The sequence below is a fragment of the Polaromonas sp. genome (genome assembly GCF_049790275.1).
Taxonomy (GTDB): domain Bacteria; phylum Pseudomonadota; class Gammaproteobacteria; order Burkholderiales; family Burkholderiaceae_C; genus Polaromonas.
This window is the reverse complement of the sequence record NZ_JBAQYR010000041.1, coordinates 26,192-44,871: the sequence shown is the minus strand read 5'-3', so window position 1 is coordinate 44,871 and position 18,680 is coordinate 26,192. Positions and strand designations below refer to the sequence as shown.

At 63.2% G+C, this 18,680-nt stretch carries 15 protein-coding genes and 2 tRNA genes; 8 read left to right on the top strand and 9 right to left on the bottom strand.

What is annotated here, in order from left to right; genetic code table 11:
* Positions 1 to 139: 139 nt before the first annotated feature.
* Positions 140 to 3,673: a chromosome segregation protein SMC gene (gene smc, locus WA904_RS05205; RefSeq protein ID WP_425196061.1), complete on the bottom strand. Its 3,534-nt coding sequence runs from the start codon at positions 3,671 to 3,673 to the stop codon at positions 140 to 142.
* Positions 3,674 to 4,009: 336 nt separating this feature from the next.
* Between smc and dapC the strand changes: the two genes are divergently transcribed.
* From dapC to WA904_RS05165, 8 genes are all read left to right on the top strand, one after another.
* Positions 4,010 to 5,209 carry a succinyldiaminopimelate transaminase gene (gene dapC, locus WA904_RS05200; RefSeq protein WP_425196060.1) on the top strand — a complete coding sequence of 400 codons (1,200 nt, stop codon included), beginning with the start codon at positions 4,010 to 4,012 and terminating at the stop codon, positions 5,207 to 5,209.
* A 10-nt stretch (positions 5,210 to 5,219) separates the two neighbouring features.
* Positions 5,220 to 6,047: a 2,3,4,5-tetrahydropyridine-2,6-dicarboxylate N-succinyltransferase gene (gene dapD, locus WA904_RS05195; RefSeq protein WP_425196059.1), complete on the top strand. Its 828-nt coding sequence runs from the start codon at positions 5,220 to 5,222 to the stop codon at positions 6,045 to 6,047.
* Between the two features lie 169 nt (positions 6,048 to 6,216).
* The gene (locus WA904_RS05190; RefSeq protein WP_425196058.1) at positions 6,217 to 7,401 is read left to right on the top strand and encodes a PilT/PilU family type 4a pilus ATPase; all 1,185 of its coding nucleotides are present in this window, start codon (positions 6,217 to 6,219) and stop codon (positions 7,399 to 7,401) included.
* Between the two features lie 20 nt (positions 7,402 to 7,421).
* The gene (dapE, locus tag WA904_RS05185; RefSeq protein ID WP_425196057.1) at positions 7,422 to 8,615 is read left to right on the top strand and encodes a succinyl-diaminopimelate desuccinylase; all 1,194 of its coding nucleotides are present in this window, start codon (positions 7,422 to 7,424) and stop codon (positions 8,613 to 8,615) included.
* Positions 8,612 to 9,505 carry a 50S ribosomal protein L3 N(5)-glutamine methyltransferase gene (gene prmB / locus WA904_RS05180; protein ID WP_425196056.1) on the top strand — a complete coding sequence of 298 codons (894 nt, stop codon included), beginning with the start codon at positions 8,612 to 8,614 and terminating at the stop codon, positions 9,503 to 9,505. The genes dapE and prmB overlap by 4 nt, the downstream gene beginning before the upstream one ends.
* A 74-nt stretch (positions 9,506 to 9,579) precedes the next feature.
* Positions 9,580 to 11,607 carry an ABC-F family ATP-binding cassette domain-containing protein gene (locus WA904_RS05175; RefSeq protein WP_425196055.1) on the top strand — a complete coding sequence of 676 codons (2,028 nt, stop codon included), beginning with the start codon at positions 9,580 to 9,582 and terminating at the stop codon, positions 11,605 to 11,607.
* Between the two features lie 60 nt (positions 11,608 to 11,667).
* Entirely contained in the window at positions 11,668 to 12,177 is a 510-nt protein-coding gene (locus WA904_RS05170; RefSeq protein ID WP_425196054.1) for a hypothetical protein, read from the top strand.
* Between the two features lie 98 nt (positions 12,178 to 12,275).
* The gene (locus WA904_RS05165) at positions 12,276 to 12,464 is read left to right on the top strand and encodes a hypothetical protein (RefSeq protein ID WP_425196053.1); all 189 of its coding nucleotides are present in this window, start codon (positions 12,276 to 12,278) and stop codon (positions 12,462 to 12,464) included.
* A gap of 88 nt (positions 12,465 to 12,552) precedes the next feature.
* Here the strand turns inward: WA904_RS05165 and WA904_RS05160 are convergent.
* The 8 genes from WA904_RS05160 to WA904_RS05125 form a co-directional block, all read right to left on the bottom strand.
* Positions 12,553 to 12,628, bottom strand: a tRNA-Lys gene (locus tag WA904_RS05160).
* Positions 12,629 to 12,670: 42 nt separating this feature from the next.
* A tRNA-Lys gene (locus WA904_RS05155) sits at positions 12,671 to 12,746 on the bottom strand.
* 91 nt (positions 12,747 to 12,837) lie between these two features.
* Positions 12,838 to 13,671 carry a tRNA threonylcarbamoyladenosine dehydratase gene (locus WA904_RS05150; RefSeq protein WP_425196052.1) on the bottom strand — a complete coding sequence of 278 codons (834 nt, stop codon included), beginning with the start codon at positions 13,669 to 13,671 and terminating at the stop codon, positions 12,838 to 12,840.
* 198 nt (positions 13,672 to 13,869) lie between these two features.
* Positions 13,870 to 14,979 carry a YeeE/YedE family protein gene (locus WA904_RS05145; RefSeq protein WP_425196051.1) on the bottom strand — a complete coding sequence of 370 codons (1,110 nt, stop codon included), beginning with the start codon at positions 14,977 to 14,979 and terminating at the stop codon, positions 13,870 to 13,872.
* Between the two features lie 49 nt (positions 14,980 to 15,028).
* Positions 15,029 to 15,802, bottom strand: a complete 774-nt coding sequence (gene ybgF, locus WA904_RS05140) for a tol-pal system protein YbgF (RefSeq protein ID WP_425196050.1) — start codon at positions 15,800 to 15,802, stop codon at positions 15,029 to 15,031.
* Between the two features lie 15 nt (positions 15,803 to 15,817).
* Positions 15,818 to 16,363, bottom strand: a complete 546-nt coding sequence (pal, locus tag WA904_RS05135; protein ID WP_425196049.1) for a peptidoglycan-associated lipoprotein Pal — start codon at positions 16,361 to 16,363, stop codon at positions 15,818 to 15,820.
* Positions 16,364 to 16,423: 60 nt separating this feature from the next.
* Positions 16,424 to 17,650: a Tol-Pal system beta propeller repeat protein TolB gene (gene tolB / locus WA904_RS05130; protein WP_425196152.1), complete on the bottom strand. Its 1,227-nt coding sequence runs from the start codon at positions 17,648 to 17,650 to the stop codon at positions 16,424 to 16,426.
* A gap of 76 nt (positions 17,651 to 17,726) precedes the next feature.
* Positions 17,727 to 18,494: a glycosyltransferase family 2 protein gene (locus WA904_RS05125; protein ID WP_425196048.1), complete on the bottom strand. Its 768-nt coding sequence runs from the start codon at positions 18,492 to 18,494 to the stop codon at positions 17,727 to 17,729.
* Between the last annotated feature and the right edge of the window lie 186 nt (positions 18,495 to 18,680).

Sequence of the window (18,680 nt, the reverse complement as noted above, 5' to 3'; positions counted from 1 at the left end):
AACGGAACCCCCACGGTCGCTCGCTGCGCGTAGCTCCCTGCCCCCCGAGGGGGCCGCTGCGCCTGCGGCCCGGCAAAGCCGGTTCCGCGGCCCTGGCTGGACTGAAGAGTCCTGTGGTCGTCTGCTTCACAAGCTCTCGTCATGCGGCCTCCGCGAAGCCAAGGGCCGCTTCCATGTCCACGGCCACGATGCGCGAGACGCCCTGCTCCTGCATGGTCACGCCGATCAGCTGTTCGGCCATTTCCATGGCGATCTTGTTGTGGCTGATGAACAGGAACTGGGTTTCCTTGCTCATGCTGGCCACCAGCTTGGCATAACGTTCGGTGTTGGCGTCGTCCAGCGGCGCGTCCACCTCGTCCAGCAGACAGAAAGGCGCGGGGTTGAGCTGGAAGATCGCAAACACCAGCGCAATCGCCGTCAGCGCTTTTTCGCCGCCCGACAGCAGGTGGATGGTCTGGTTTTTCTTGCCCGGCGGCTGGGCCAGCACCTGCACGCCGGCGTCCAGGATTTCCTCGCCGGTCATCATCAGTTTGGCGTTGCCGCCGCCGAACAGGCGCGGGAACATCTCGCCGAAATGACGGTTCACCGTGTCGAAGGTGGCGGACAGCAGGTCGCGCGTTTCGGTATCGATCTTCTTGATCGCATCTTCCAGCGTGTTCATGGCTTCGTTCAGGTCGGCCGATTGCGCGTCGAGGAACTGCTTGCGTTCGCGCGCACTGCTGAGTTCGTCCAGCGCAGCCAGGTTGACGGCACCGAGGGACTGGATCTCGCGGTTGATACGGTCGATTTCGCCTTGCAGGCCGGTCAGGCGCACATTGCCGCTCTGGATGGACAACTCGACTGCGGCCAGGTCGGCCTGTGCATCGGCCAGCAACTGGGCATACTGCTCGAAGCCCAGGCGCGCCGCCTGCTCTTTCAGCTGGAATTCGGTGATGCGCTGGCGCAGCGGCTCGAGCTCGCGCTCCAGCTGCAGGCGGCGCTCGTCGCTGGCGCGCAGCTTGGTGGTCAGGTCATCGTACTGGCTGCGTTTGGCGCCGAGATCGGCCTCGCGCTCCAGCTTCACATTGAGCGCGTCCTGCAGGCCGGCCTGCGCCGCTGCATCGCTCAGGCGCGAGAGCTCCTCTTTGGCGCGCTCTTCCTCGCCGGCAATCGACGCAGCCTGCTGCGCTGCGATGTCAATGGAACGCGTCAGTTCGTCGCGGCGCGAAGCCAGGCTGCGCAGCGAAAACTGGGCTTCCTGCGACTGGCGCTCCAGCGCGCGCTGCTGCTCGCGTGACTCATTGAGTTTACGTTCGGCCTCGATGACACGGTCGTCGAGCTGGGCATGGCGCTCCTGGCTGTCGGCCAGCTGCATGTCGAGTTCTTCGAAACGCGCCTCGGCCGTGACCTTGCGCTCCTGCAGATCGGCCATCTGCGCGTCAATCTCGGCCAGGTCGCCGGCAATCTGCTCGCTGCGTGCGCGCGTCTGTTCGGCCAGCTGCGTCAGGCGCAGTACCTCGACCTGCAGCTCGTGGGTGCGACTCTGCCCTTCGGCAGTTTCACGGCGGGCCGTCGCCAGGCGCTGGGCGGCGTCGGCATAAGCAGCCTCGGCGCGTATCAACGCGCTGCGCGCTTCGTCGCTGATCAATGCCTGGCCGCGCAGCTGTTTCTCGAGGTTTTCGATTTCCTGGGCGCGGGCCAGCAGGCCGGCCTGCTCGGAGTCCTGCGCGTAAAAACTGACGCTGTGCTGGGTCACGGCATGGCCGGTTTTCACGTAAATCACTTCACCGGCCTGCAACTGCTGGCGCGCGGCCAGCGCTTCGTCCAGGCTGGCGGCGGTGAGGCAACCATGCAGCCAGTCGCCGAGCAGCGCAGCCTGGCCGGCATCGCCCAGACGCAGCAGATCGGCCAGGGGTTTCAGATTCGTTGCGGAAGCTTTGGCGGGTGCTGCAGCCGATGGCGGGGAATAAAACGAGAGTTTGGCGGGTGGCGTGTCGCGGCCATCGGTGCCGGCAAAACCGCGCACCATGTCCAGCCGGCTGACTTCCAGCGCACCCAAGCGCTCGCGCAAGGCAGCTTCGAGGGCATTTTCCCAGCTCTGCTCGATGTGGATGCGGCTCCACAGGCCCTGCAACCCATCCAGGCCATGCTTGGACAGCCAGGGCTTGAGCTTGCCGTCGGTCTTGACCTTTTCCTGCAGCGCCTTGAGCGCTTCCATGCGCGCGGACAGGTCGGCCTGCTTGGCCGATTCGGTGTTGACGGCCTGCTGCTTGTTGCGGCGGTCTTCGTCAAGCAGGGGCACGCTGTCGGTCAGCTCGTGCAGGCGGGCCTCGGCTTCTTCCTGTGCTTCCTTGGCGGCGGTGAACTGGGTGTTGAGGTTGGCGAGGCGGGTTTCGTCGGGTGCGTTGAGGGCGTTTTTGTCGGCCGTCAGGCGCTCGTGGCGCAGGCTCAGGCTGCGCGATTGTTCCTCGATGTTGCGCTGGTCGGCGGCCAGCACCTGGATCTGCTGCTGCACCTGGCCCACGCCGGTGCGCTGCTCGTTGGCTTTGGACTGCGCCGCGCGCAAGGCCTCTTCAAGCGCCGGCAACTGGCCGGCCTGGTCTTCGCTCTGCGCAGCCAGCAGCTCGGCCTGCTCTTCGGCCTGCACGGCCTGGGCGGCCAGGTTTTCGGTCTCGATAGCCGCGTCATCCTTGCGCGCGGCCCACTGGGCCGTTTGTTCCTTCAGCTGAGTCAGCCGCTGCTCGACGCGCTGCCGGCCTTCGACCACAAAACGGATTTCGGCTTCAAGCCGGCCGACTTCGGCGCTGGCTTCATACAGCTTGCCCTGTGCCTGGTTGACGTGGTCGCCGGCGGCGTAGTGGGCCTGGCGAATGGTTTCCAGGTCGGCTTCGATGTGGCGCAGATCGGCGATGCGGCTTTCCAGGTCGTTGACCGATTTCTCGGCGTCCGCCTTGACCTTGGCCTGGTCGGCCTCGCTCTCGGCGCGCTTCAGAAACCAGAGCTGGTGCTGCTTGAGCGAGGCGTCGGCGTGCAGGGTGTTGTAGCGCAACGCAACCTCGGCCTGCTTCTCGAGCTTTTCGAGATTGGCATTGAGCTCGCGCAGGATGTCCTCGACGCGGGTCAGGTTCTCGCGGGTGTCGCTCAGGCGGTTGGCGGTTTCGCGCCGGCGTTCCTTGTACTTGGAGACACCGGCCGCTTCCTCGAGAAACAGGCGCAGTTCTTCGGGCTTGGATTCAATGATGCGGCTGATCGTGCCCTGGCCGATGATGGCGTAGGCGCGCGGGCCCAGGCCGGTGCCGAGGAACACGTCCTGCACGTCGCGCCGGCGCACCGGCTGGTTGTTGATGTAGTAGCTGCTGGTGCCGTCGCGCGTCAGCACGCGCTTGACGGCGATTTCGGCAAACTGGCCCCACTGGCCGCCGGCGCGGTGGTCGGCGTTGTCGAACACCAGCTCGACGCTGGAGCGGCTGGCCGGTTTGCGGATGTTGGTGCCGTTGAAGATGACGTCCTGCATGGACTCGCCGCGCAGCTCGGAGGCGCGGCTTTCGCCGAGCACCCAGCGCACGGCGTCCATGATGTTGGACTTGCCGCAACCGTTGGGGCCAACCACACCGACGAGCTGGCCTGGCAAAACGAAATTGGTCGGTTCGGCAAACGATTTGAACCCGGATAACTTGATCGAATTGAGACGCACGGCGGACCCTGTTTTTTTCTTCGCGCTTTGAAGCTAACTCGTTGATTTGTATAGCGCTTTTGCGTAACACCGGGCTGGCTTGCAGCAAACCCGTAGCCCGCAATGTTACCCGAGCCCGCCCCCCTGGCCGCTGTAAGAAAGCGTGTCTGCGACCGAGCCCGCAAGCTTGGCCGGCCGGCCCACTGCCCGCCACACCGGGTTTTCGCCGGAACCACGCATGAAATCTGGCGCTGGCCCTTGTGTGGCGGGCGCAGACGGCTATATTTTCGATAGCGTTTCACGCACAGGCTGATGGCCGCACCGTGCGCCCTTGGGCCAGGCGGGATAATCCGGGCCATGAATCCTTTGTTGAAACGCCTGCAGCCCTATCCTTTCGAGCGGCTGCGTCAGTTGCATGCCGGCGTTACGCCCAACCCTGCCTACCGCCCGATCAGCCTGGGCATCGGCGAGCCCAAACATGCCACGCCGGAATTGATCAAAACCGCCCTGAGCGGCAGCCTGGCCAGCCTGGCCGGCTATCCGGCCACGGCCGGCGATCCGAAACTGCGCCAGGCCATGGCCGACTGGCTGCAGCGGCGCTACGGCCTGGCGCTGGACGCGGCCACCCAGATCCTGCCGGTCAACGGCTCGCGTGAAGCCCTGTTTGCGCTGGCACAGACCGTGATCGACCCGACCCGGCCTGGGGCCACCGTAGTGTCCCCCAATCCCTTCTACCAGATCTATGAAGGCGCGGCCCTGCTGGCTGGCGCCGATACCTGGTTCGCGCCCAGTGATCCGGCGCGCAACTTCGCCATCGACTGGGCCGGCGTGCCCGCCGAAGTGTGGGCCAAAACGCAGCTGCTGTTTGTCTGCTCGCCGGGCAACCCGACCGGCGCCGTGATGGGCCTGGACGAGTGGAAGCTGATTTTCGATTTGAGCGACCGCCATGGCTTTGTCATTGCTTCGGACGAGTGTTACAGCGAGATCTACTTCCGTGACGAGCCGCCGCTGGGCGGCCTGCAGGCCGCTGCGCAACTGGGCAGGCACGACTTCAGGAACCTGATCGCGCTGACCAGCCTGTCCAAACGCAGCAATGTGCCGGGCCTGCGCAGCGGTTTTGTTGCCGGTGATGCGGCGCTGATCAAACCCTTTCTGCTCTACCGCACCTACCACGGCAGTGCCATGAGCCCCATCGTGCAGGCCGCCAGCATCGCCGCCTGGAACGACGAGAAACATGTGGTCGAAAACCGCGCCATGTACCGGGAGAAGTTTGCCCAGGTCACGCCCATGCTTTCCGCAGTGATGGACGTGGCCCTGCCCGACGCCGGGTTTTACCTGTGGGCGCAAATCCCCGGCCGTTTCAACAACGACGACCCTGCGTTTTCGCGTGAATTGCTCGCTCTTTACAATGTGGTGGTGTTACCGGGCAGTTACCTGGCCCGCGAAGCCCGCGGCCACAATCCGGGCACCGGGCGGATCCGCATGGCACTGGTGGCCGAAACCGCTGAATGTGTGGAAGCTGCCGGACGAATCGTTCAATTTATTCAATCCAACTGATTTCTTCAAAATGACCCAAGACCAACTCGAAAGCATCGTCAACGCCGCCTGGGAAGACCGCGCGAACCTGTCCCCTCAAGCGGCGCCCAAGGAGGTGCAGGATGCTGTCGAGCACACCATCGCCGAACTCAACGCCGGCCGCCTGCGTGTGGCCACGCGCCAGGGTGTGGGCCAGTGGACAACCCACCAGTGGATCAAGAAGGCCGTGCTGCTGAGCTTTCGCCTGAAGGACAACGTGCTGATGCGCGCCGGCGACCTCGGGTTTTATGACAAGGTGCCCACCAAGTTTTCGCATCTGAGCGAGCAGGAAATGAAGGCCAGCGGCGTGCGCGTGGTGCCGCCCGCCGTGGCGCGCCGCGGCAGCTACATCGCCAAGGGCGCGATCCTCATGCCCAGCTACGTGAACATCGGCGCCTATGTGGACGAAGGCACCATGGTGGACACCTGGGCCACCGTCGGCAGCTGCGCGCAGATCGGCAAGGGCGTGCACCTCTCGGGTGGCGTCGGCATCGGCGGTGTGCTGGAGCCCCTGCAGGCCGGCCCCACCATCATCGAGGACAACTGCTTCATCGGTGCGCGCTCCGAAGTGGTGGAAGGCGTGATCGTCGAGGAAAACTCCGTGATTTCGATGGGCGTTTACATCGGCCAGAGCACGCCGATTTATGACCGCGAAGCCGACACCGTGATTTATGGCCGCATTCCGGCTGGTTCTGTCGTGGTGTCGGGCAACATGCCCAAGCCTGGCGGAAAATACAGCCTGTATTGCGCGGTGATTGTCAAAAAGGTAAACGCGAAAACCCGCGCCACCACCAGCCTGAACGATCTGCTGCGTGATTGAAGTGCCCCCACGGTCGCTCACTGCGTGTAGCTCCCTGCCCCCCGAGGGGGCCGCTGCGCCTGCGGGCCGGCAGAGCCGGACCCGCGGCCCTTGCTTGCGCAGAGAATGCATCAACGCTGCTTGCGGCGCGTCGCTGGAAATTTGAGTTTTAGAGCATGAGGTTGGAACTATGAGCACGATGGAACGAATTCTGCGTTTGATGGCCGACAAAAAAGCCTCGGACGTCTACCTGTCGGCTCACTCCCCTGCGCTGATCAAGATCAACGGCGAAGCCATCCCCATCAACAGCCAGATCCTGCCGCCCGACGCGCCGCGCAACCTGCTGGCCGAAGTGTTGCCGCCCGAGCGCATCGAAGAGCTCGAAGAGCTCGGCGAGCTCAACATGGGCTTTCCGCTGGCCGGCGTCGGCAACTTCCGCATCAGCGGTTTCAGGCAGCGCAGCACCTACGCCGCGGTGATTCGTTACGTTCCCGGTGACATACCCTCGCTCGAGAGCCTGAACGTGCCGCCCATTCTGGCCAGCCTGATCATGGAAAAACGCGGCCTGCTGCTGATGGTAGGTTCCACCGGCGCCGGCAAAAGCACCACGCTGGCGGCCATGATGGACCACCGCAATGCCACCATGCCGGGCCACATCCTGACGATCGAGGACCCGGTCGAATTCCTGTTCACCAACAAAAAATCGGTGGTGAACCAGCGCGAGGTCGGCAGCGACACGCAGTCGCTGCAGGTGGCGCTGAAAAACGCGCTGCGCCAGGCGCCCGATGTGATCCTGATCGGCGAGATCCGCGACCGCGAAACCATGTCGGCCGCGATTGCCTATGCCCAGTCGGGCCATTTGTGTCTGGCCACCATGCACGCCAACAACAGCTACCAGGCTCTCAACCGTATCCTGAGCTTTTACCCGGTCGAGGTGCGCACCACCATGCTGGGCGACTTGGGCGCGGCGATGAAAGCCATCGTCTCGCAGCGCCTGCTGCGCACGCAGGCCGGCAGCCGGGCGCCGGCGGTCGAGGTCATGCTCAACACCAAGCTGATTTCCGAGCTGATCGAAAAAGGCGACTTTTCCGGCGTCAAGGAAGCGATGGAGAAATCCATGGCCGAAGGCTCGCAAACCTTCGAACAGGACATTGCCAAACTGATCGTCAACGGCACCGTCACGCGCAAGGAAGGCCTGCTGTATGCCGACTCGCCGACCAACCTGATGTGGCGCCTGGAAAACGACTTTGCGATGGCGGCCAAAGCTGCCGAGGAACCTGAAGAAGACCAGGAAGAGGAAGCATCCTTCACGGAAATCACCCTCGACGTTCGCCACGACGCCAAACCCGGCACCACCGGTTATGGCAATCTGTAAACGGGCGGGCCTGCGTTTTCATGTCTTCCACGCTTAGACTCGCCGAACAGCTGATCTCCCGCCCTTCGATCACGCCCGATGACGCCGGCTGCCAGGCCATTCTTGCCGCCCGGCTGGCGCCGTTGGGTTTCGACTGCGAAACCATCATCAGCGGGCCGGAGAACTTCCGGGTCACCAACCTGTGGGCAACATTCAAGGGTTTTGTGCCTGGAGCCCAGGCAGCCCGGGCGCAGGAAGCTCCTGATTCGATAGCACCTCGAACCCTGGTCTTCGCCGGCCACACCGATGTGGTACCGACCGGCCCGCTGGACCAGTGGCGCAGTCCGCCCTTCACGCCCAGCCACCGCGACGGCGTGTTGTACGGCCGCGGCGCCGCCGACATGAAAACCTCGATTGCCGCCATGGTGGTGGCGGTCGAGGAATTCCTGGCCACCAACCCGCAACCCAACCTGTCCATCGCCTTCCTGATCACCAGCGACGAGGAAGGTCCGTCCGTGGACGGCACAGCCGTCGTCGTGCAGCAGCTGAAAGAGCGCGGCGAGGTGCTGGACTACTGCATCGTCGGTGAGCCCACCTCGGTCAACCAGCTCGGCGACATGATCAAGAACGGCCGCCGCGGCACGCTGAGCGGCAAGCTCACGGTCAAGGGCGTGCAGGGCCACATCGCCTACCCGCACCTGGCCGACAATCCGATTCACCGCTTCGCGCCGGCCCTGGCCGAGCTGGTGGAAACCGAATGGGACAAGGGCAATACGTTTTTCCCGGCGACCAGCTGGCAGATCTCCAACGTGCACGGCGGCACCGGTGCCTCCAACATCATCCCGGGCGAGCTGGTGGTGGACTTCAACTTCCGCTTTTCCACCGAATCGACGGCCGACAGCCTGAAGACGCGGCTGGAGGCCATCCTCCAGAAACACAAGCTCGACTACACGCTGAAATGGACGCTGGGCGGCCAGCCCTTCCTGACCACGCCGGGCGAGCTGGTCCAGGCGGTCAGCCAGTCCATCCAGGCCGAGACCGGCTTGGCAACCGAGCTGTCCACCACCGGCGGTACCAGCGACGGGCGTTTTATCGCCAGCATCTGCCCGCAACTCATCGAGTTCGGCCCGATCAACGCGTCCATCCACAAGATTGACGAACACGTGCTGGTCAGCTCGCTGGACCCGTTGAAAAACATCTACAAAGGCGTTCTGGAGCGCCTGGCTGCCCTGTGAGCGCCGCGCCTGCACCGACAACCGTCATCGCCCTGGTCGAGCACTGGGCCGACAGGCTCGAGGCGGCCGGCCTCACGCAGGCGGACGGTTTCGGCCAGGGTACCCTCACCGCTTTTGACGAAGCCGCCTGGCTGGTGCTGTGGCGTCTTGGCTTGCCGCTGGATGAGCTCGATGAAGTGGAGAATCAGCCGGTAACCCCCGCCGATGCTGCGCAGGTAGCTACACTTCTGGAAGCACGCATCAGCACGCGCAAGCCTGCCGCCTACCTGACACGGGAGGCCTGGCTGCAGGGTGTGCCCTTCTATGTCGATGAACGGGTGATCATTCCGCGCTCTCTGATTGCCGAGCTGCTGGTCGATGAAAGCATAGACCCCTGGCTCAGCGAATCCACGCATCGCGTGCTGGACCTGTGCACCGGCAACGGCAGCCTGGCCATCCTCGCGGCCATGACGTACCCGGACGTTGTGGTCGACGCCTCGGATATCAGTCCCGACGCGCTGGCGGTGGCCCGGATCAATGTCGATATCCATGAGTTGCAGGCACGCATCACGCTGATTGAATCCGACGGCCTGGCCGCCTGTCCCGGCCCGTACGACCTGATTCTGTGCAACCCGCCCTATGTGAATGCCGCCACCATGGCTACCCTGCCCGCCGAGTTTCGGGCCGAGCCGGCCCTGGCGCTGGCCGGTGGCGAGGACGGCATGGACTTCATCAGAAGCCTTTTTCTAAACGCAGCCCGCCATATGAGCGAAAATGCTGTTCTGGTGCTGGAAATCGGCAACGAGCGCGAGAATTTTGAACGCGCCTTCCCGCACCTGGAACCGCTCTGGTTTGAAACCAGCGCCGGCCCCGACCAGGTTTTGCTCCTCACGCGCCAACAGCTGGCTTGAGACTTGCGTCTCGGGCCCACCCTGTGGCGCAACGCGCCGCCTGACTGATTTTCTCTAGTGTCTGCTTGGTTTAAATGATTACCCTTAAAAACGTGGTGCTGCGTCGCGGCTCCAAAGTGATTCTCGACAGCGCATCTGTCACCCTCAACCCCGGTGAAAAAATCGGCTTGGTGGGGCGCAATGGCGCGGGCAAGTCCTCGCTGTTTGCGATGCTCAACGGCACGCTGCACGAAGACGGCGGCGAGTTCTACATTCCCGCCCAGTGGCGCATGGCACAGGTGGCCCAGGACATGCCCGAAACCGAGCAAAGCGCCACCGACTATGTGATCGAGGGCGACGTGGTGCTGCTGGCGGCGCAGGCCGAGGTGACGGCCGCCGAAGACAGCGGCGACGGCGACCGCATGGCCCATGCCTACATGGACCTCTATGATTCCGGCGCACACGACGCACAGGCACGCGCGCAGGCGCTGATCCTCGGCCTGGGTTTCAAGGTCAGCGAACTCGACAACCCGGTCAACAGCTTTTCCGGCGGCTGGCGCATGCGCCTGCAGCTCGCGCGCGCGCTGATGTGCCCGTCCGACCTGCTGCTGCTCGACGAGCCGACCAATCACCTGGACCTGGACGCGCTCGTCTGGCTGGAAGCCTGGCTGCAGCGCTACCAGGGCACCATGCTGGTCATCAGCCATGACCGCGAATTCCTCGACGCCGTGACCGACGTCACCGTGCACATCGAACGCGCCAAGCTCACGCGTTACGGCGGCAACTACAGCAAGTTCGAAGACCTGCGCGCCGAGCAGATGGCGTTGCAGCAAGGCGCATTCAACAAGCAGCAGGACAAGATTGCCCACCTGCAGAAATTCATTGCGCGCTTCAAGGCCAAGGCCAGCAAGGCCAAACAGGCGCAAAGCCGGGTCAAGGCGCTGGACCGCATGGAGAAAATCGCGCCGCTGCTGGCCGAAGCCGACTTCACCTTCGAGTTCAAGGAACCGGCGAATCTGCCCAACCCCATGCTGTCGATGCAGAACGCGTACTTCGGCTACCCGCCGCCGGAAGATGCGCACGCAGGCACGCCACCTACCGTCATCGTGCAGAACGTCAGCAAGTCGGTGCTGGCTGGCCAGCGTATCGGCATTCTGGGTGCGAACGGCCAGGGCAAATCGACACTGGTCAAAACCATTGCGCGCACACTGGCTCCCATCAGTGGCGACATGACCGAAGGCAAGGGCCTGAACATCGGCTACTTCGCGCAGCAGGAACTCGACGTACTGCGCCCGGCCGACAACCCGCTGGAACACATGATCCGCCTGGTCAAGGAAGTCACCGCCGCTGGCAAGATGGGCAACCAGCCCACACGCGAGCAGGACCTGCGCAGCTTCCTGGGCAACTTCAATTTCGGCGGCGACATGGTCAAGCAGGCCGTGGGCAGCATGAGCGGCGGCGAGAAAGCCCGCCTGGTGCTGTGCATGATCGTCTGGCAACGCCCCAACCTGCTGCTGCTCGATGAGCCGACCAACCACCTGGATCTGGCCACGCGTGAGGCGCTGTCGATGGCGCTCAACGAGTTTGAAGGCACGGTCATGCTGGTCAGCCACGACCGCGCCTTGCTGCGCGCCGTCTGCGACGAGTTCTGGATGGTGTCGCAGGGCGGCGTGGCGCCGTTTGACGGCGACCTGGACGACTACCAGAAGTATTTGCTGGACTATGCCAAGCGCCAGCGCGAAGAAGCCAAAAAGTCCGGCAGCGGTGCCGCTGCGGCGCCCGCCGCGTCCGCTACCAAATCAGTAGCTGCCGGCGCACAGCCGGCGGGGGCTTCAACCACTTCTAATGTAAAGAAACCGGCCAGCAAGAAAGACGATGCCCAGCGCCGCCAGCAACAGTCCGACAGCACCAAACCGCTGCGCAAGGAACTGGAAAAAATCGACCAGCAGATGCAGGCGCTGAACACCGAGCGCGACACGCTACAGGCCAAGCTGGCCGGTACCACCGCGCCCGCAGAAATGGCCCAGACCGGCAAGCGCCTCAAAGCCATTGAGGGCGAGATCGGCACGCTGGAAGAACGCTGGCTGGAACTCACCGAGCAGATCGAAACCTCCCTGGCCTAAGCGTGGGGGCTTGGGGCCGCGGCTCTAACCCTGCCTGGCATTTGGGGCTAAAGTGCCTTCATGCCTACCGCCCTTCAAATGGCTTCCGACGATGCAGCCCTCCAGGCCGCTGTCATGCGTGGCCGCAAGCTGCTGAACAAACGCGCCATGGTCGCTGCCGCAGCCAGCGCCGTTCCGCTGCCCGGCCTGGACTGGGCGGTCGATGCAGCCATGCTGTCCAGACTGATCCCCGAGATCAACAAGGAATTCGGCCTCACGCCGCAACAGCTCGACCAGCTTGATCCGACGAAACGCGAGCAGGTCCAGAAAGCCGTTGCCCTGGTCGGCTCCGTGCTGATCGGAAAACTCATCAGCCGCGAACTGGTCCTCAAGGCCGCCGCCAAAATCGGCATGCGCCTGACGACAAAACAGCTCGCCAAGTACGTGCCTTTCGCGGGCCAGATCGTTGCCGCCACCGTTGGGTATGCGGCGATCCGTTACTTGGGTGAAGAGCACATGAAAGATTGCATTCGTGTCGCGCGACACGCGCATCTGGAAGTCCCCTTGCTGGGGCATTCTTCCGTCCCCTGATCGGCATGTTCTCTCCGACACAGCCATCAATGAACGCCTCAGGCCCGCGGACCCGGGCAATGGCTTTGAAATGGATGGCATGGATACTTCGGTGCGCCATGGCAATCATCGCAATCATTCTCGCGCTCGACCTGGTGTATTTCGTTCAAGGCTCTCTGGAAATGCTTCCTACCGAGGAAAAGCAATCCGGAATCAGGGAAGTCACCGGCCTTGCTGCAGTGATGCTTTGTCTGGTGGAGGCAGTCCTTTGGCTGCTTCTGCGGCGTGTCAGGCGGGCATCCTCGTAACGCCCGTCTTGGCTCACTCAATTCTTCACCCTCGAATTCAAGCCGCCATAAAAAAAGCGCCTGACTTTTCAGTCAGGCGCTTGAAGCTTGGTGGGTTCTGCGAGATTCGAACTCGCGACCTACGGATTAAGAGTCCGCTGCTCTACCAGCTGAGCTAAGAACCCAAATAAAAAGCACCTGGCTGTTTCAAGCCAGGTGCTCCAATCTGGTGGGGCCTGCGGGGGTCGAACCCACGACAAACGGATTAAAAGTCCGCTGCTCTACCAACTGAGCTAAGGCCCCAAGGCGGTATCTTTCGATACTTCCTGGGCTTTGCTGCATCGTATGCAGCAAAGCCTTGAATTATAGCGTCATTTTTTTGCGCATCGCAAACTCACGCAGCAATTTTGCCGAGCACCCATCCCGCCGCGCACAGCCCGAAGGTGGAGGTCACGCTGACGACCGAACCATAGCCGTGGCAATTGAGGCTGCCATCGCTTTGTGCATCGTCTTGAACCTCGCATGCCTCGAGCACAACGTCTTCAGCCGAAGCGTCCGCGGCCATTGCGGCTGGCTGCAGCACCGCCTCGCGGCTGAACACACACGCCACACCGATCTTTCCCTTGCGCGCTGCGCCGTGTTCCCTGCGCAGGCGGTAACGCAGTTGCGCGAGCAAGGGGTCGTGCGTGACCAGGGACAGGTCTTCAATGTCAACCTTGTGCGCATGACGCTTGCCGCCGGCCGCACCGACGCTGATGAAGTTGACCTTGTTTCGCAAGGCCCATGCGGCCATGGCGGCTTTAGCCCTGACCTGGTCGCACGCGTCAATCACCGATACCGCGCCGTCGCCGCGTGCATCAAGCCCGGCAATCGCCGGCCAGTTGGCTGCATCAACGAACTCTTCCACACAGCGCACGTCACAGCCGGGATGAATCTCGGTGATACGGTCGCGCATCGCCTGGACCTTGGCTTGGCCCAGCGTGCTGCTGAGGGCATGGACCTGGCGGTTGATGTTGGACTCGGCGACATGGTCCAGATCAATCAGGGTCAGCCGGGCCACCCCGCTGCGCGCAAGTGCCTCCGCCGCCCATGAACCAACCCCTCCCAGGCCCACAACGACAACATGGGCGGCGCGTATTTTTCCGGCGCCTGCCGCGCCATACAGGCGTGCCAAACCACCGAAGCGCCGCTCCAGGTCGGCAGGGAGTTCGGAGGAGATTTCAGCCATTAGCAATTTTCCACCGGGTTGCCCCAAGGGGAATGAACCTCCTCGGCGGTGCAGCACGCGAGGCGACAAGCGTGAGGACCTCTCCTCCAGCAGGGGCCGCGGAACCGGCCCTGCCGGACCGCAGGCGTAGCGCCCCTCTTCTTCGTGCAAGGGGCAGCGCACCGCCGTAGGCACGCGAAGCGACAAGCATGGGGGCCATCACCTCTCCAGCCGCCAGACCTGGTAGCGAACACCAGCCACGCAACCGGCCAGGATGGCCGCGACAGCGACGATGCTGGTGGCACTCAAGGTCGAGAGGCCCGACAGCCCCTGGCCTATCGTGCAACCCATGGCAGTCACGCCGCCCACCCCCATCAACACGGCGCCCACCAGGTGGTTGCCGGTGTCTTCGGCATCGCGAAAACCCTCCCAGCGGAAACTGCGCGACAGCAGCGAATACGCCGCCGAACCGGCGACCACACCGAACACCGACACGATGCCTATCGTCAGCAGCTTGGTCTTGTCGCTGAAAAACATGAACCAGTCGACCGTGTAGGCCACCGGAGAAACAAAGCTCAGCGCCTCCATGCGGCCGGAATTGGTTGCCAGAAAGGTTTCCTCCAGCGTTTCCGGGTGTTCTGCAACGTAAGCGAGATGACCGCTGACCCACCACATGCCGACAATCACCGCGCCAATGCCAAAGCCGGCCAGCAGGTTGTCGAAGCGGCGGAATTCTGAGCCCGCCAGGGCCCACACAATCAGGCTGCCACCCAGCGCGAGCGCGAGCACCAGCCCGGCCTGGACTGGCGTGACACCGGCCAGACCGGCGGCCCAATTGGGCAAGGCTGCATTGCCGGAAAAATCAATGGCCACACGATCCACCGTGGCAACGCGCACCACGGCGGTGATGCCCTTGAGCGTGGCAAATGCGGCCACCGCCATGACCACAAACACCACCAGCGACTTGAGATTGCCACCCCCTATGCGCACCAGCGTCTTGCTGCCGCAGCCCGATGCCAGCACCATGCCGAAGCCGAACATCAGCCCACCGACCAACGCCGACAGCCAGATGAAACGGTTCGATGCATACAGTGTTTTGGACGGATCGATCAGCCCGGCAGCGGCCATGCCGTAAAACCCGATCATGGCCACACCGATGGCCAGGCCCCACATGCGCATGCGCGTCCAGTCACCCATGTTGACGATGTCGCTGACCGCGCCCATGGTGCAAAAGTGGGTGCGCTGGGCAATGGCGCCGAACAGGGCGGCCAGAACGAAAGCCGCCCAGAGAACCTGGGCGGTGAGTGTGTTGAGTTGGGAGATATCCATCCCCCGATTTTAGGGGCTGGCTGTGAAATGCAAGCGCGGCCCCTCAGCCCTACCTGAGTTTGGCCACACGTTCCTTGGCGACCGAAGCGGCCTCCGACTGCGGATAGGCCTTGAGCAGGTCTTCCAGTGTCTTGCGGGCGCCCTTGACGTCCTTGAGTTCGACCTGGCAGTTGGCCACCGCCAGCACGGCCTCCGGGGCACGCAGGTGCTCGGGGTCAGCCGCCACCAGCGCGCGGAAATTCACCATGGCATCACGGTAATTGCGCAAGGCATACTGGGCGTTACCCAGCCAGAACAGTGCCGGCGCCTTGTAGCCACTTTGCGGATAACGCTTGAGAAAATTGGAGAAGGCGGTCTGCGCCGGCGCAAACTCACCCTTGCGGAGCACCGCCAGCGCCGCTTCATATTCCTGCTTTTCCGCTGGGTCTGCCGTGAACTCGCGGCCATCGACGCTCACCTTGGAAGGCTCGAACCGGCTGAGCCTGTCGTTCACCCCCTGCGACATGTCCTTCTGCGCACGCTGGACCTCGGCCAGTTCGCGGGCGAATTGCTCGTCCTGTCCGCGCATTCTTGCCAGTTCGCTGCGCAGCTGCTCGATCTGGCCGGACAGCTCGAGCAGGCTGCGGCGCAGCTGCGCGTTTTCCTCACCGGACCTGCGCAACTCTTCGGTCAGGCGCTGCTGCGACGCATCCAGCCGCTGGCGTACTTCAAGAATGGCCCGGCGGGCCTCATCGTCTTCAAACAGGGCCGCATGGGCATTGAACGTCAGTGCACAGGCCAACACACAACCCAGCGCGCCCAGCGCAGTCCGAAAATTCTTCAAGATCGATGCTCCGGCTTAGCGGTAGTTGAATTCAGCGCGGCGGTTTTTCGAATACGCCTCTTCACCGGCACCCGTCACGGCAGGCTTTTCTTCGCCAAAGCTCACTGCCTCGATCTGTGCGTCGGTGGCACCCAGCAGGCCCATCGCGCGGCGCACGGCCTCGGCACGCTTTTGACCGAGTGCCAGGTTGTATTCGCGGCCGCCGCGCTCGTCAGTGTTGCCTTCAATCACCAGCTTGCGGTCCTTGTTGGCGCTCAGGAAACGGGCATGGGCTTCAACCGTTCCCTGGAATTCCGGCTTGATGACAAAGCTGTCGTAGTCGAAGTAAATCACCTTGGCCACACCGGGAGGGCCGGCAAGCGACGGATCGGTGGCGCCGATCAGCACCGGTGCCACATCGCGGCCGGGAACGCCGGAGGCCCCGCCCGTTCCGGACTGGTCGGCAGGCGTGCCAGTCTTGTTTTCAACAGGAACGTCGCTGAGTTTGACACCTGAGCTGCAGCCGACCAGGGCGGCGGTCAGGGCAATGATGGAGGCCAGTGAAATCAGAATGCGCTTCATGGAGAGTACTTTCTTAAAAAATTGAGGAAATGGGATCAGGCTGAAAGGACTACGGAAGAATTACCTCTGGAAAGGTCCCCAGTCGGGCTCGCGTATGTCGCCGGTGGATCCGGTCAGGCGGGCTTTGATCTTGCCGTCCAGCGTGGTGGTGAGCAGGGCTTCCCTGCCTTGCTGCTGGGTGGCGTAGACGATGAGCCGGCTGTTCGGCGCAAAACTCGGGCTTTCATCGGCGTTGGTGTCGGTCAACGCGATCGCGGTTCCCTTGCCCAGCTCCATCAGGTAAAGCTTGAAGGCTCCGCCTACGCGTGAAATATAGGCCAGCCAGCGACCATCCGGGCTCACGGCCGGCGATATGTTGTAACTCCCCGTAAAGGTGACCCGCTCCACATTGCCGCCGCCGGCGCCCATGCGGTAGATCTGCGGGGAACCGCCCCGGTCACTCACGAAGTAGACGAATTTTCCGTCCGGGGAAAACGCCGGCTCGGTATCGATGCTGGCCGATTGGGTCAGGCGGCGCGGCTCGCCACCCGCAGCCGAAATGGCATACAGCTGCGAGCCGCCGTCACGGCTCAGCGTCGCCACCAGCTGGTTGCCGTCGGGCGCCCAGGCGGGTGCGCTGTTGGAACCGCGGAAATTGGCCAGCAGGCGGCGTTTGCCGGAGGCCACGTCGTGTGCATAAATGACCGGCTTGCGCGATTCGAACGACACATAAGCCAGCTGCGAGCCGTTTGGTGACCAGGAGGGGGAAATGATGGGCTCAGGGCTGGTCAGCGCCGACTGGGCACCCTCGCCGTCCGAGTCAGCCACCCACAGGTTGTAGCGCGGTCCGACCTTGGTCACGTAGGCAATGCGGGTGGAGAAAACTCCTTTTTCGCCGGTCAGTTTTTCATAGACAAAATCGGCAATGCGGTGGGCCGACAGGCGCAAGTCGCCCTGCGTCACCTGGTAGCCTTGCCCGCCCAGGTCCTGCCCGCGCACCACATCCCAGAGCCGGCAGCGCACGTCGTAGCGGCCGTCGGCCAGGCGGGTCACACTGCCGGTCAGCAGGGAGTCGGCGGCGCGCTGGCGCCATACGGACAGGTCGGGCCTGGCGCTTTCGTCAAGGTTCTGGCCGCTGGCGTCCACTGGGCGAAACTGGCCGCTTCGTTCCAGGTCGGCCTGCACAATGGCGGCGATTTTTTGCGGGGACTGGGCGTCGCCGCGGAAGCTGGCGATGGCGATCGGCAACTGGGTCAGCCCGACCCCCGAGACTTCGACCCGGAACTGCGCCCAGGCCGGCAGCACCATCAGGGAACCCAGGCCGCCGCTCAGGCCGGCAATAAAGGTACGGCGACCAGACAACAGGCCTGCCGTGGAAGAAGAATCAGGATTTTTTGGATGCATTTTTTTGCTGGTTCAAACAATACAAGGTGAAGTACTTGCCGAATGCGGCCTGGGCCTGCATGGCACACACGGCGAACCCCATGCTGCCGTCAAGGATGCCCAGACGAAAAAAATAACTTTTCACGAAGGCCATCAGACCCGATGTTACCGCTCTGGGCATGGAGCTGGTCTTGCCGCGCGCATGCGCCTGCTCGGCCCAGGCCAGGCTGTACTGCTCCAGTTTGCGCCAGTAATGCGCGGGCGAAGGGTAGCTGTAGTGCAGCAGCCGGTTGGACAGGCGGGAAGGTGAACCCCCCTTCAGGATCACACGCTCGTGCACCAGGTCGTCGCTGAATCCGGCATGGCCGCGCCGGAACAGGCGCAGCACAGGGTCCGGCGTCCAGCCGCAGTGGTGGATCCACTGCCCGCAAAACTGCGTGAGCCGGGGAATTTCGAAAGCATGGGCCGATGGGTCCTGCATGGCTTGCCGTATTTCGGCGGCCAGCTCCGGCGTGACACGTTCGTCCGCGTCAAGCGACAGCACCCATTCCTGCGTTGCCAGACCCAGGGCCATGTTTTTTTGCGGACCGAAGCCGGGCCAGACCGCAGTTTGCGTGACTTCTGCGCCAAAAGCACTGGCAATGGCGCGTGTGTTGTCGGTGCTGGCGTTGTCCACCACAACCCACTGGTCAGCGAACCGCACGGACTCCAGGCATGCCTGCAAATTGGCCTCTTCGTTTTTGGTGATGATGATGACGGAAAGGGTCATGGAAGTCGGGTGTTGGTGAATTTTGCAAGCCAGCCACCACAATTCAAACTTCCGCAGACAAGCCAGTCATTCTGGGCGATGTCCGCAGTTGCGCTTGTAGGAATTGGCCGCCAATTGTTCCACGATAATGCAGGCTTGCTTACTCCACCGTCCCCTAGCGCGGCGCCCATGCCAAAAACTGCCGTT

Coding starts and splice junctions, on each gene's coding strand:
- dapC (WP_425196060.1), top strand. CDS start 4,010: ATGAATCCTTTGTTGAAACGCCTGCAGCCCTATCCTTTCGAGCGGCTG.
- dapD (WP_425196059.1), top strand. CDS start 5,220: ATGACCCAAGACCAACTCGAAAGCATCGTCAACGCCGCCTGGGAAGAC.
- WA904_RS05190 (WP_425196058.1), top strand. CDS start 6,217: ATGAGCACGATGGAACGAATTCTGCGTTTGATGGCCGACAAAAAAGCC.
- dapE (WP_425196057.1), top strand. CDS start 7,422: ATGTCTTCCACGCTTAGACTCGCCGAACAGCTGATCTCCCGCCCTTCG.
- WA904_RS05175 (WP_425196055.1), top strand. CDS start 9,580: ATGATTACCCTTAAAAACGTGGTGCTGCGTCGCGGCTCCAAAGTGATT.
- WA904_RS05170 (WP_425196054.1), top strand. CDS start 11,668: ATGCCTACCGCCCTTCAAATGGCTTCCGACGATGCAGCCCTCCAGGCC.
- WA904_RS05165 (WP_425196053.1), top strand. CDS start 12,276: ATGGCAATCATCGCAATCATTCTCGCGCTCGACCTGGTGTATTTCGTT.
- WA904_RS05150 (WP_425196052.1), bottom strand. CDS start 13,671: ATGGCTGAAATCTCCTCCGAACTCCCTGCCGACCTGGAGCGGCGCTTC.
- WA904_RS05145 (WP_425196051.1), bottom strand. CDS start 14,979: ATGGATATCTCCCAACTCAACACACTCACCGCCCAGGTTCTCTGGGCG.
- pal (WP_425196049.1), bottom strand. CDS start 16,363: ATGAAGCGCATTCTGATTTCACTGGCCTCCATCATTGCCCTGACCGCC.
- tolB (WP_425196152.1), bottom strand. CDS start 17,650: ATGGTGCTGCCGGCCTGGGCGCAGTTCCGGGTCGAAGTCTCGGGGGTC.
- WA904_RS05125 (WP_425196048.1), bottom strand. CDS start 18,494: ATGACCCTTTCCGTCATCATCATCACCAAAAACGAAGAGGCCAATTTG.